Annotated in this window: 9 protein-coding genes; 1 reads left to right on the top strand and 8 read right to left on the bottom strand. The window is 39.4% G+C overall.

Annotated features, from left to right (window positions below):
* Positions 1–5: 5 nt before the first annotated feature.
* On the bottom strand, positions 6–3215 hold the full coding sequence (locus AC5SR4_RS16560) for a SusC/RagA family TonB-linked outer membrane protein (RefSeq protein ID WP_495357387.1): 3210 nt from the start codon (positions 3213–3215) through the stop codon (positions 6–8).
* Positions 3216–3634: 419 nt separating this feature from the next.
* Positions 3635–4957, bottom strand: a complete 1323-nt coding sequence (locus tag AC5SR4_RS16565; RefSeq protein ID WP_495357388.1) for a FecR family protein — start codon at positions 4955–4957, stop codon at positions 3635–3637.
* Between the two features lie 91 nt (positions 4958–5048).
* On the opposite strand from AC5SR4_RS16565, the gene AC5SR4_RS16570 reads away from it, so the two are divergent.
* Positions 5049–5684, top strand: coding sequence for an RNA polymerase sigma factor (locus AC5SR4_RS16570; protein WP_495357389.1), 636 nt, complete (start codon positions 5049–5051; stop codon positions 5682–5684).
* 23 nt (positions 5685–5707) lie between these two features.
* On the opposite strand, the gene AC5SR4_RS16575 is transcribed toward AC5SR4_RS16570, so the two are convergent.
* From AC5SR4_RS16575 to AC5SR4_RS16600, 6 genes are all read right to left on the bottom strand, one after another.
* Complete coding sequence (locus AC5SR4_RS16575; protein WP_495357390.1) at positions 5708–6595, bottom strand: alpha/beta fold hydrolase; 888 nt, start codon at positions 6593–6595, stop codon at positions 5708–5710.
* An 87-nt stretch (positions 6596–6682) separates the two neighbouring features.
* Positions 6683–8068: a glycoside hydrolase family 88/105 protein gene (locus AC5SR4_RS16580; RefSeq protein ID WP_495357391.1), complete on the bottom strand. Its 1386-nt coding sequence runs from the start codon at positions 8066–8068 to the stop codon at positions 6683–6685.
* A gap of 33 nt (positions 8069–8101) precedes the next feature.
* Entirely contained in the window at positions 8102–9568 is a 1467-nt protein-coding gene (locus AC5SR4_RS16585; protein WP_495357392.1) for a glycoside hydrolase family 140 protein, read from the bottom strand.
* A gap of 72 nt (positions 9569–9640) precedes the next feature.
* Positions 9641–11038 carry a pectate lyase family protein gene (locus AC5SR4_RS16590; protein WP_495357393.1) on the bottom strand — a complete coding sequence of 466 codons (1398 nt, stop codon included), beginning with the start codon at positions 11036–11038 and terminating at the stop codon, positions 9641–9643.
* Between the two features lie 6 nt (positions 11039–11044).
* Positions 11045–12496: a nucleoside hydrolase-like domain-containing protein gene (locus tag AC5SR4_RS16595; protein ID WP_495357394.1), complete on the bottom strand. Its 1452-nt coding sequence runs from the start codon at positions 12494–12496 to the stop codon at positions 11045–11047.
* 13 nt (positions 12497–12509) lie between these two features.
* The gene (locus AC5SR4_RS16600; RefSeq protein WP_495357395.1) at positions 12510–13943 is read right to left on the bottom strand and encodes a DUF1593 domain-containing protein; all 1434 of its coding nucleotides are present in this window, start codon (positions 13941–13943) and stop codon (positions 12510–12512) included.
* Positions 13944–13959: the final 16 nt, after the last annotated feature.

Below are 13959 nucleotides of genomic sequence, written 5' to 3' on the forward strand. Positions count from 1 at the left end.
TTAATTTATAATGTTAGTTGCACACCTAATGAAAGTGTTCTTATTGGAGGTAAAGAAGACGCATATGTTTCTGGGTCAAGTAACTTATACCCTGTTATAGTAAAAAGATTTTGTGCTCTAGCATAAATTTTGAAATTCTTTATTCCTGATTTTAAAAGAAATTGAGACGGCAACTGATAAGTTAAAGACACATTTTTTAATCTTATAAAAGAACCATCTGTGAAAGAAGCATTACTACTTTGAAATCTTGTATAAGCTGTACTTACAGAGCCTCCTCTGGTATATTTTTGCACAAACTCCTCGTCTCCTGATGTCTGCCAACGATTCAATACATACACCGGTTGATTAGAAAGGCGACCAGGCGCATTGAAAAACCTTTGATAATCACCACTTATTTTTTTCGTAAATTGAAAAAGAAAATCTAATTCAAGATTCTTATATGTCAGCGTATTTTGAAACCCACCATAATATTTAGGAGCTAAATTGACAACATACTTTCTGTCTTCTGTAGAAGATAAAGCCCCATCGTTATTAAAGTCTTTGAATTGATAAATACCCGTTTGAGAATCTACTCCTTCAAATTCATAAGCCAAATATATGTCAAGTGGTTCACCTACCATATACTGACTTGCATAATTTGAACCTTCAAGATTAGGAAACTTTATTAATTTGCTATCCGGGATGCTAATGTTAAAACCAGATGACCAATTAAAGTTTTTTGAATTAATGATTTTAGTACTTAATTCAAATTCAAAACCTTTATTTTCAACTATAGCATTTAGATTTGATGTTATGGAAGTAAACCCGGAAAGACCAGGTAAAGGATAATTTACAAGTTGATTGGAAGATCGGTTTTTGTAAAAATATGAGTTTAATCTAATTTTATCATTAAATAGTCCTATTTCTAATCCAATCTCCAATTTCTTCACAACTTCCCACTGATATTCAGGATTCCCCAATCTATTAGGGATTAATGGATTAATTGATTGATAGGGTTCGTTGATAGCTCTGTAAGTACTTAAATATTGATAATCTCCTATTTGGTCATTTCCTACTACTCCATAACTAGCTTTTAGCTTTCCAAAACTTAGAATTGAAGAGTCCTTTAATAACTCTTCTTTTGAAAAAATCCATGATCCGGCAATTGATCCAAAATTAGCAAACCGATTATCCTCTCCAAATCTATTGGAACCATCTCTTCTTCCTGTTACATTGAAAAAATATTTCCCATTGTAATTATAACCAATACGGGCAAATAGTGCAGCATACTTATATTCTACATAAGCATCACTAATAATGTTAATAAAAGAAGCTACAGTTAAATTTCCAACTAAAGCATCACTGCTAAATCCAGTTGCCTCTGTTGTTATCCTGCCCTGGCTAGTTTTTCTTAAAGTACTACCTAACAAAATATCTAACTTATTTTTGTTGAATTGTTTGGAAAATGTTATTTGGGGTTCCAAAATCCAAGTTTTTAACTCATTGTTAGATATTTGTGTTAAACCTGTTGATGGTGATGTTGGACTAGAACTTGAGAGAGGTTGTATATTTGTTATATCATTATTTATTAAATTATAACCTGAATTAATTTTAAAGCTAAGGTTTGGTGTTATATGATAATTAAAAGCAAAGTTTGTTGTTATATTTGTTGTTATACCGCTATAATCTGTTAAAATTGCTGCATATGGATTTTCCCAAGTTCCATTCTCCCAATTTAACTTACCATCTTCATTAAAAATTCGAGGTGCATTAGGAGGTAACTGTAAAGCTGTACTAGTGAGATCTACGTAAGGTAATGAACTATCTTCTCTAACTAAGTTCGTATTTAAAGAAATATTAATTTTTTGATCCCTTGATGAATGAGTCCCTGATAAATTTAATGACCCTTTTTGATAAGGAAAATTTCCTGGAAAAACAGTAGTTTCTCTGTAATAACCACCACTAACAAGAAAATTTGTGTACGCATCACCTCCAGAAAAAGATAATTGTGCATTTGAAATCTGAGCTGTACCTCCAATTAAAATATCTTGCCAATCAGTATATCTAGAAGCATCCCATAATAATAAATCTGGAGCAGTTCCCATACTGGGTGTTCTACCATCATTTATAAAAGCCTCTCCCCTCATTTCTAAATATTGCTCAGTATTAAGAAGTTCAACTCTTTGAGTTGCTTGACCTATACCACTGTACATATTTAAATCAACAGTTAATTTTCCTGATTTAGGTCTTTTTGTTGTGATTAAAATAACTCCATTTGCCCCTAAAGAGCCATATATTGCAGTAGCATCACTATCTTTTAAAACTTCTATACTTTCAATATCTGATGGATTTATAGCATTAAGGGGAGTTGGGCGAATACCTCCTGTAAAAAGATTACTTAAATTCTGAGAGGGATAGGGTATTCCATTAATAACAAATAATGGCTCATTTGCATCAGTATTAAGACTATTTTGTCCTCTTATCTGCAAGTTTATAAAGGCTCCTCCGGGAACCCCTGATGCTTGTCTGATATTAAGACCCGCTACTCTGCCTTGTAAAGCTAGGATTGGGTTATTTACAGTTTGTTTTTCTATTTCTTTCGATGTAACCTTAGAAATATTTCCTGTAGCCTCTCTTTGTTTCACATTATAATACCCCGCATTCAACACAACCTCTCCCAACTCACTAATTTCTTCTTTAAGTGTTATATTAATAGTTTTTTGAGTGCCTACCGTAATTTCTTGTGTTGCAAACCCCAGTGCAGAGAATACCAATACGTTTTCGGGGTTGGGTACGGTAATATTGTAATTCCCATCTAAATCGGTTGCCGTGCCCTTGGTAGTACCTTTAATAAGTACGGTGGCGCCGGGTATGCCCAGGCCCTGGGCATCGGTTACCGTACCTGTTACCTGTATTTGTTGTATGGTATTTTTATCTTTTATAAGAATGGCGTTATGGGCGGTTAAAATAATATTAAGCTTGCCCGGGTTTAGGCTTTGCTGTAAGAGCTTGTTAAGGCTTATGGTGCCTTTTTTTAGGTTAATGTTTGGGTAATTTTTAAACAGGTCTGCCCGGTACACAAAGGTGTAATCGGTTTGGTTTTGAATGATATCAAACACCTCATCAACGCTTAGGTTTTTATCGGTATCGATCACTATTTTGGTGTTTTGGGAAATACCGTCTATAGGCGATAAACTAAAAACCGTGGTGCATACTAAGAATATAAATGCCCTCATAAGCAACTTTAATAGCGGTTTTGTTATCCCGTTAACTATTGGGAGCAAACGCGCGTTAGTTAATTTAAATTCCATAAATTTACATTGTTATTAATTGGTTAAACTTTCCTGCCTACCGGCAGGCTGGTAATTAATTAGTAATTATAAAGGGATGTAGTTTCGGACTGTCCAGGTGCGACTGCATTCCTTGTTTTTTTGGTTAATTCTGAATCCTGAATTCTGAATGTTTTAAGTTGGATGTTTCTTCATATTGTTTCGATTATTAGATTGTTCGATTATTAGATTGTTAGACTTTTCGATTATTCGACTTTTGGATTGTTAGACTTTTAGACGCCTTGGTTTTTGACTGTAAATCTACTGCGACTGCGACCGCGACCGAGACTGCGACTAAAACCGCGACTATCCACTTTTCTATTCTTTTACTTAAGAACAATTGTTTTTCCTCTAATTTCATAATTAAAGTTACTGGTGCTTTTTATAACGGCCATGACTTCTTCTATGGGTTGGTTTTTATTAATTACACCTCTAAAGGTGATATGCTTTAAGGCTTCTTTTTCGAAAATAATCTCGCTATCGTACCATCTGGATAATACTTTCATAATGTCGCCCAATGAACTGTTTCTAAAACTAAAAATGCCCTCGCGCCATGCGGTGGCGTTGTAGGTGTTAACTTGGGCTATTTGTATGGTGTTGGTGGTTTTGTTTAGGGTGGATTGTTGGTTAGGTTTTAAGATTTGAGTATTGGGTATTGCGTATTGAGACTTCTCAACTGTACTTGGGGTGACTGCTACTTTGCCTTCTACTAGGGTGGTGTATATGTGGGTTTCGTCTTTGTAGGCTTTGATGTTGAACTCGGTGCCTAGGACTTCGACGATTTGGGTTAAGCCATCCCGCCGGCTGGCTCCTTCGCTAAAATAGTCCACTGGACTATTTTTTGACGCTCGGCCCGGGTGCTGGGTGTTGGGAGATTGCTTCGTCGTACCTCCTCGCAATGACAGCGACGGGGACAATACTCTAAATTTGGAGCCACCGTGGTTGGTGCTGGGGCTTACGTCGAAGTAGGCTTCGCCGTAAACGAGGGTGACTTCGCGGGGTTGGCCTGTTATAAAGTTAACGGGGTATTGTATTTGGGTTTCGGAGTTTAGCCATACTTGGGTGCCATCAGCCAATGCTAATTGGTATTGCCCGCCTCTGGGAACCGTCAAGGTGTTGACTGCTCGCTCTACGCTATAGGCTTTAGGCGGTACGCTACTTTCGGCCGAACTGTAAACGATTTGCTCGCCGTTGCTATTGGCGTATGTTGTTTGGTATGAGGTACCTTTTTCCAAAGGTACTGTGGTACCGTCCTCTAGGGTTAGGGTGGCTTGGTTGGTGCCAGGTGTTATTTGGTTGTTAACGATAATTGGGTGTTGGGTACTGGGTGTTGGGTCTTGGGTAAACCAATAGCCAACAGCTAACAAGCCAACTAAAATGGCTGCGGCGGCATATTTGTATATGGGCGGTGTTTTAAGTTTGTGCACCCAAGTGCTGTCTTGGCGTATGGTGCTTATAAGTTTGTTTAGGGCCTTTTTGGAATCTGGGTTGTTGAGTCCGTAAGTGATTATATAATGCGATTGTGCATAATTTTTAAACTGCTGCAGGTTGGCCGGTTTTTTTATCCATTGTGATAGTGTATCCAAATCGGTTGCCGTGGCCGACTTGGTAAGGTACTTTACAATGATTTTTTCGATTTTTGGAGTCATCTTTTATTATGATTCGTTTCTTATATTACAAGACAGAAATTAATAACCCTTACTTTTTTATGACATTTTTTTAGTTTTTATTAATTTTTTTGTGACTTTTACACATCTTTTAACTGGTTTTAATGGATTTTTATTAATGTTTGATACTTATAAAGATAATACAGAATTTATTGCGCTACTTAAAAAAGGACATGAAAATGCGTATACTTATTTGGTAAAAACTTACCATAAACCCTTGTTTGTTTATGTTCTAAGCCTAACCAACGATGCTGCTACTGCCGAGGATATTGTGCAAGAGGTTTTTATTAAAACCTGGGAACACAGGAGCCGCTTGAATACGCTGCAATCTATTAAAAGCTACTTGTACAAGATTGCTTATAATGAGTTTATTAACCTGTACCATAAAAACAAAGCGCTGTCTAATTTAGAAAGTGCGTATGTAGAAGCTATTAATGAGGCTGTTGCCGACCATGATACGGAGGTGCTGGACAGAAAAATGGCCCTTGTTAATGAAGGTATTGCGCAATTGCCCCCTAAATGCCGTGAGGCATTTTTATTGAGTAAAAGGGAGGGCCTGACCAATATTGAAATTGCAGAATATATGGATATTTCTATTAAAACGGTTGAAGGGCAACTTACGAAAGCTTACCACCTACTACGCGAACGCCTGGCTAACCAAATTAAAAACATTTGGTTTTTATTGGTTGGGGTTTGGTCGCGGTCTTAGGTTTGGTCTCAGTTGCCTTTTATTTAATCTTCCAATATATCTTTAAGCCAGGTAATTACTTGATCTTGATAGTTGGGTAAATATTGATCCCATTGGGTTAACCGATGTGGTGCGCCGGGTAATGTTATCAGGTCGCAGCGTATGCCCAATGTTCTTAACTTGTTTTGGTACAATAAAGATTGTTCGTAAGGCACCGAATTATCGGCATCGCCATGTATAAGTAAATAAGGCGGCATGCCAGCACGAACATGGTTTATGGGTGACAGGGCTTTTAGCATACCCAGTGATTCCATAGTTAGTTCTTGTGGGCGATTTAAAAGACTGCGTTGTGCCTTGCCCAATATATTACCGCGTTTAGGAAGCTCTTGTACAAAATCGGTAAGTGGCGCATACCCTATTACGGCTTGTACTGCTATGCTTTCGTCTACCACTGTTGAGGCATAGGTAGCTAACTGCCCCCCAGCTGAATACCCTATAAGTACTATTTTTGAAGGATCGCCTTTGTACTGCTTGGCATGGGCTTTTACCCAACGAATGGCCGTTTCTACATCATTAAGGCCAGCAGGCCAACGATGCTCTGGCGCTAACCTATAATTAATGGAAAACCATGTAAAATTCGCTTTGGTAAGCATTTCTAAAACAGGCGCGTCATCTGGGTTGGCTTTGTCGCCACCTATCCAACCACCGCCATGTACATAAATGGCCATGGGAAAAGGTCCTTCGCCTTCGGGCTCGTGTATGTCTAGCAAGCGTTTTTCATCAGCTTCTTGGGTATATGCTACATTGCTATGGGTAACATATGGAGCGGTTGGTTTATTTGCTTGTATGGCAGGTTGGTTTTGGCTGTTTACTGCTGTTGGCACTATAAACAATAGTGCTGATATATATAATAATAAGTGTCTTATTTTCATGTTGCTTAGTGTTCTATTACTTCTATAATGACTCTTTTGTAGTTTGCTGGTTGATTACCATAGTGGGCCATTGATTGTATATGTTCTTTATTTATTGTTTGGCCATTCACTTTTTAAAAGAAAGTGAAATGTGCTGTTTCTCGCATTGGGTTTGGCTGGCTTAATTTCAATTTTATCGTTTTGCAGCAAGCGAATCATTTCTGCTCCAGCATATAATACTGGACCATAGCCATGAGTGGCATGAATACTCGCCCCACGATGGTAATAGTATGTGTTATCATGTGCAAAGGTGGTGCCTTCACACGTACCATCAACGGCACCATTTTCCAGAACACGTGTTTTTATTGCGTTCCATCCCGTAATGGCCACCGGGCCATAAATATGGTTAATCCATCCTTCGTTGATGCCTTTTGCAATTGCAAATGTAAACATGGCCGTACAGGAGGTTTCTAAATAGGTGTCGTTTTTGTCTAATAGATTATGCCAAAAACCCGTACCGTGTTGCAGGTTTGCAAAGCTTCTAATCATTGAACGGTATAAATGAAGAATTTTATCGCGGCCTGGATAAGCTTCTGGTAATATCTCCAGAACTTCGGCCATAGACATGATGGTCCAACCGTTGGCCCTTCCCCAATAAAATCGCGGGTCGTAATCGCCCGAGGTTACATTCCAACCGTGGTCAAAAAGTTCCTTTTCAGGAATATACAAACGCTCTGCCATTTGCAAAATTTGTTTTACGGCATCATCGTAATATTTATGATCTCCCGTTAATTTACCCATGTTTATCAAAAAAGGCACGCTCATATAAATATCGTCGGCCCAAATAGATTGATATTGTGGCCTATGGCGTGCTAAAGTACCATCACTTAAACGGAATTGATGGTTCGAAATATGCTGGGCTGTACGGTTGATAAGCTCTAAATACTTTTCATTTTTATTTTTTAAATACGTTTTTATTAAAGCAGCACCAATAGAACCACAGTCGTCAAGAGCATGAAACTCCAAAATTCGGTTCCAACTGTTTATTTTTTCTTTCTGACCGAATTTTTTTGCCTGCTTTTTGAAATAAGGCAAATGCTCAACCACAAAATCGAAAAACCTGATATTGTTCTTAAAAAAAGCCTCATCGCCTGTAACATCATCGATATATTCAAAGGCCGAAAACACTACGCCATTGGTATACGAATATTCGTTTGCAAAACCACTAGCCACCTGCGCATTTTTATTTACTTTGGCGAAATCTGTGATTTTTTCACCTGTTTCTTTATCTTCAATTTGCAAGGTGCCTGTAGATTCATAATACTTCCTAACCCGATCTATAACTGCTTTGGTATTTTCTACAGTAGGCATTTGATAAGCAACGGGATATTTTGGGATTCTTTTAAATTCTGTTTCTTGAGCTGATGATAGTAATGAACTGTTTACAAATACTATCAAAAACAATACGGTGAAATAATGGTTGGTACTTTTCATTTAAATTTTACTTAATAATTGTTTTTTACTTTACTATTCTGCTTTTAAAACCAAGATGGCATCTTCCCATTTGCTTGGTGGCGCCATTACTTTTGACTCATTAATATTAAACGAACCATTTCCTTTGGTTTCTCCGTTTCTTGGATTAAACCAATACGAATCAGCCACTTTAGGCAGCATATTTTTTACCTGAGTAAAAGAATTGTTTGAAAAATATACCAAAGCCATATCGCCTGATTTGGTTGTAACCGCAGTTTTTAAATCGTCTCCTTGACCTGTATCAGAAATAACACTTCCGTCAGGAATCCACTCATTCCATTTGTGGTTCAATAAAAATGTCTTGGCTATATCTGCCACTTGTTTCGCACCTGGAAAATCTAGAGCTTGTTGCCAAGTATAACCACAATTATAATCGCCCTCGTTACCACGCATGGCCCAAATTGGCCCAGCACCGTAAGTATGTCCTGCACCTCCAGCAAAAAATGTTTGGTAAAATTGACGGCGTACCATAACTGGTGTTACCCATCCGCACTCATGGCGATAGGTACCGTATTCGTATGAGCCTTCCAAAAACAAGCTTGGTTTAATTGGGTCGGTACGCTGGTAATCGTCCAACATAGTCCTATACACATCGTTCACCTCTTTCCAAACCTCAACACCATTGGCATCTAACCACACATCTTCATGAAACCATAAGGATGAACCATAGGGGTAATCGCCATTAGGGTGATAGGTGAGAAACACCTCGTTCCATGCCGTGTTCTTTTCATTCCATTTTAAGTTTTTACCCGTTACTCCCTTTCCTATTCCTTCTGCCATGGCACGGTACACATCTCTATAATCGTACTCGCTATACTTTTGGTTTTTATCATAACCTTTAAACTGTGCTTTAGTATCACCCCCAAGTACCCAGATAATGTGAGGTTCGTTCGAGTAACGCTTACCTAAAAATTCACCAAAAGTTTTCGCTTCTTCAACGGTATATTCTCCGGTACCAGTAATTAATTGTGATGCCCAACATGGTAAAACCGCTAAGTACAGGTTACGTTTTTTTGCAGCTTCAATAACATAATCGACGTGGTCCCAATAGTCGTTTGGAGATTGCATACTTCCACCTTTTACCGTTAAAGGCTCTGACGTGTTTGGAGATTTTTCATTGCCTGTAAATGGACTGTGACCATACGCATTTGGGGCATTATCTGGGCTTCTTTGTAGCCCACCACCATGAGGCGACCAATGGGCTACGGTTTGAATAACGGTAAACCCTAATTCTTTTCTGTTGTCAAGATATAAATCAATCTCTTCTCGGGTTAATTGCTGCATCATGCCCCAACCTGTATCACCAATCCATAAAAAGGGGGTTTTGTCTTGATGCTGGATGTAATGCCCCTTAGCTGACGTTTCTAATTTGCCATGTGCTTCCCATGGAATCTGAGCCTGCAATAATGCATTTGTTGTTATGACCAGTATTAGCAAAACGCTTTTATACTTTGTTATCATTTTCATTATATTATTTAGGAATTTTATTTTCAATATCTCCAAAACCATGCAATGTTCCTAGTTGGTTTGGTGTTAAATTAAACTGTTTAAATAGACTTCCAACATGGTATATCCACTTGGAGTCAGAATATTTCTATCATCAGGATTGGTTTTATCCAATTGGTTTTTGTCTTCCCAATAATCGGGCATACCATCATGGTCGGTATCCATGGGTGCCGGATTGCTTTTAAGTATGGGCCAAGCTCCCACATCCTTTTGAGAATCAATGATACCTGATTTTTTGGATGTATCGGCTAACGTTTGCTTTTGTTTATAGGTAGTCCCTTCATAAGTTGCATATCCTTTTTGGGCTTCTTCTACAATACGACTATCTATGGGATCGCGCTTTGGTAAAACAGCCCCTGCCTTTTCTAATACAGATATGAAAGCCTTATTGGCCGTTTCTTGATGTATTGGCATGGATGGCCATGGTGACTCCATTTTAACCAATTCAAGATTTGTTTCTCCTCCTTGAGGCTGTACACCCCCATTCCAATTGTTAGTAGTTACAGCAGGGTAACCCTCAACAACATTATTGGCTATGTACCACAGTCCAAAATCTGTTACATCATTACGCATAGAGGGACTGGCAATTCGGTAAGACACATCTCCAGACTTTGTAGCAGGTCCCGGTTTATAATAATTAGCTACTATATTAAATTTGGAGAAATTGAATTTAGGATTACCTACTTGTTGGTTTTCTCCTCCATAACAACTGTTATAACCCCAATTATATATTACATTGTTTCTGTAATCGGTATAACCAGAACCCGAAGCCATACGCGGATTGCGACTGCCATGATGTGCTAATAGATTGTGATGGTAGGTTCCATAATTACTCCCCCAAATACCTCCAAAGCCATGAGACCCCTTCACATGATTTGAATTATACATGCTTTCTGAGATGATGCTCCATTGTACAGTTATACTATCACAGTGGTAAATAGACATGGTTTCATCCACACTCCAACTGGCTGACAGGTGGTCTAAAATAATGTGTTTTGTATATCGGCTGGACACAGCGTCATAGTCATTTCCTGAAACATCGCCCGGCCTTACACGTATATAGCGTACAACAACATGATTGGTATTAATATTAAGGGGGTGATTTTTTAAGCATATCCCATCTCCTGGAGCGGTTTGCCCAGCAATAGTTATATAAGGATGCTTAATACTTAAAGGGCTTTCCAACTCAATATTTCCGGAAACTCTAAAAACCACGGTTCGTGCTCCTTCAGCTTCAACAGCTGCTCTCAAGCTACCTTTTCCGTTATCATTTAAATTTGTTACTTCGTAAACGACTCCGCCTCTTCCACCTTTACTATATTTACCATAGCCCTCTGCGGTTGGAAAAGCCAATTGCTGTGCTAACATTTGGATGGTGCTAAAACTAAATATCATTAAAGCATACATTCTAATTATCGATTGCATATGTTTTTATTTAATAGTTATTATAGTACGTTGGTACCTAGTAAGTTTTGGAATACCATTATCTATCACTTCACATACAATGTGAATGGTATCGCCTTTTAAAACGTCTTTAGGTATTTTGAATATCATAATTTGTTTATGAGGATTATTTATGGATATGTGTCCATTATAGGTATCTGCTTCTGTGTATTGCCACCATGTATAATGTAAGGTATCGCCATCAGGATCTGTTGTGCCTTTGGCGCTTAACTTAATTGTATCGCCTGGACCTGCCATGATATCTAAGGCATTTTTTAATTTAACTATAGGTGGATGGTTGGCTTCACTATAGGAACTAACACACCAGTCGGCCCGTGCAGCAAAATCGTTTTGAAAAGCATCGACCCAGCGGGTTATGGGATTAAAATAGGCGTGCATAGCATCTGTATGCTCTGGGTAGGTATCCCGCATGTAGCGCCTGCCCCAAGCAGTACTAGTATACCATCTTCCCTTTGGATAATTATAATTAGGGTCATTAACTGGATCTAGCCAAGTATTTTCACGGACTTTAATATAACGCCCACCCCAACCGCCATAATCCGGAGACTCTAAACTGCGTAACCCCGTATGGATGGTGTGTATAAATGCTGGTGAGTCTCCTTCTGATCTAAAATCGCCCGTGCTAAATTCGGTATCACCCGACAAACCATGACTTCCCGGCACATGTGCTTTGTATAATGAGCACAATGAACCATGGTCTTTTAATATATTTGATACCATCCAATTGCTCTTAAAATATGCTTGCTTGTCCTTTGGTAAGATTTTGTTCCATTGATAAGCAACGGCCCAGAACTGATCGCATATAATAGTTGGAATATTGTATTTACCCCAATGCGGCCTGATATAGGTTTGATAGGTATCATCTTGTTCCCATATAAAGAAAAAGCGAAGTTTTTTGGCAATGCGCTCCATTTTTTCCGGATAATTATCTTCAATGGTCTTTAATGCCCTTGCAATTGTGTTGGTACCACCCCATGCTTGAATCCAAATGGGTTCGTCATCAAATTCCTCTAAAAGCACCTTAACAATATGTTCAGATCCCGGGGTGACTTTTTTCATTTCACCTTCAGCTTCAACATTCCCTAAAAAAGTAATCGATTTTAAGTAGTCTGGGGATGGATACCCCTTACCGTGCTTAATAAGATTAGGGTATACCTGAGCATAGGCTTCTAAGTAAGGATCTATCCAATCATCACCAGCCCAATTGTGGCCATGCCAGTGGTACTGGGAGCTGGATGTAACTATCCCTTTTACGTCCCATTCATTGGTATATAATAAAAACCGAACCATGGAACATTCATCATCAATTTCCCCATCCGATGTTACAATAATATTGGGTTTAGAGTCTTGACTATTTACCGCCATGGGCACTATAAATAATAGTGCCGTTATACTTAATAATAATTGTTTTATTTTCATTGTGATTCATGTTTTATTCTACAACCTCTATAATAACACGTTTATACCGTGTTAATCGTGGTGACCCATGATCGGTCACCGCCAATATAATGTGCATGGTTCCAGTGCCTGGTGGCATTACGCGGCTGGTTTTTACTTTAAGGGATGCTTTGGGCTGATCGAACCCATAGATATCGTGCTTTACCCCCGTTCTTGAATTGGACATGGCCCGTGTACCGGCTTCTTCGTAACAAAACCACTCAAAAGATAGGGCATCGCCATCGGGGTCGGTAGTGCTGGTAGCACTTAATAATACTTCTGCTCCTGCCCTGGCCTTAATGTATGCCGGGTGGTCTAGTTTTACTTCGGGGGGATGATTGGCTTTATGGTATGGTTTTATGGTCCAGTCCATACGGGCTGCAAAATCATTTTGGTAGGCCTCACGCCAGCGCCAAATAGTCGCATGGTTGGTTGTGTGCCAAGCGCCATCTTTGCCCAAAACCTCATCCTGTACATTGGTCCATATAGGACGTGTTTCGGGTTGTAAAAACCACTTTTCGGTTTTTGGGGTGTATAATTCGTAACGGCCGCCCCAACCGCCCCATTCGGGGTGTTCCGGACTATTGAGTCCGTTGTTTACAAGGTATAGAAAGGACGGGGTATCACCTTCCATCATAAACTCCCAATGGGGATAGATAGCCCCCAAGGGGCCTTTGCTTCTAATGTGTCTTTCGAGCCACTCGTTGGTGACCAGTGAAAAATCGGCCCCATCAAACCGCCCGTGAAACTTGTCGCCACCAATGGCTATCCAAGTGGCGTGGTGAAAGCCGCCTCCGGCATTAACCCCCGGTGTTACAATGTAAAATAGCTCTGGGAAGGTTTCTCTTATCCAAGGACCACTATTATCTTGGTCGGATATGGCATAAACACGAAGCTTAGTCACAAATTTTGCCAAAGCTTCTGCAGACCTTGTTTTCTGTACTTTCCAAAGGGCCTGTGCCAATACATTGGGACCGCCCCAAACGGTTACCCATACAGGACGCTTGTCGGCCTTATCAACTGTTTTAATAAGCAACTCGGAGCCCGGGGAATCTTTGCCTTCCCCAACACCTTCCATACCATCCAACGCCAGACCTTTTGAAATATGTTGTGCTAAATAGGCAGCGCTAGGATATCCCGGCTCATGAGTTTCCAGATTGTCACGCACCTTACCGTAGGCATTCACGATGTTGTGGATGTATTCGGGTTCTACCAGATTGTCACCGCCGTGGGGTGTGGCTATAAGGCCTTCTATATCGAAATGGTTGGCGTAGGTCATAAGGCGAATTAGAGACATTTGGTCATCAGGATCGCCACCTATATCAGTCAGGACAACTAAACGAGGCTTTTCCTGTGCTTGGGCAGCACCTAGCGAAAATACCAGAAATAGTATTGCTAAGTTGTTTATTATTCTCCTACTCCGTTTCATTTTAATTCTGTTAGTT

Source organism: Aestuariibaculum scopimerae, from assembly GCF_059428085.1.

Coding starts and splice junctions, on each gene's coding strand:
- AC5SR4_RS16595 (WP_495357394.1), bottom strand. CDS start 12,496: ATGAAAATAAAACAATTATTATTAAGTATAACGGCACTATTATTTATA.
- AC5SR4_RS16600 (WP_495357395.1), bottom strand. CDS start 13,943: ATGAAACGGAGTAGGAGAATAATAAACAACTTAGCAATACTATTTCTG.
- AC5SR4_RS16565 (WP_495357388.1), bottom strand. CDS start 4,957: ATGACTCCAAAAATCGAAAAAATCATTGTAAAGTACCTTACCAAGTCG.
- AC5SR4_RS16575 (WP_495357390.1), bottom strand. CDS start 6,595: ATGAAAATAAGACACTTATTATTATATATATCAGCACTATTGTTTATA.
- AC5SR4_RS16560 (WP_495357387.1), bottom strand. CDS start 3,215: ATGAGGGCATTTATATTCTTAGTATGCACCACGGTTTTTAGTTTATCG.
- AC5SR4_RS16590 (WP_495357393.1), bottom strand. CDS start 11,038: ATGCAATCGATAATTAGAATGTATGCTTTAATGATATTTAGTTTTAGC.
- AC5SR4_RS16580 (WP_495357391.1), bottom strand. CDS start 8,068: ATGAAAAGTACCAACCATTATTTCACCGTATTGTTTTTGATAGTATTT.
- AC5SR4_RS16585 (WP_495357392.1), bottom strand. CDS start 9,568: ATGATAACAAAGTATAAAAGCGTTTTGCTAATACTGGTCATAACAACA.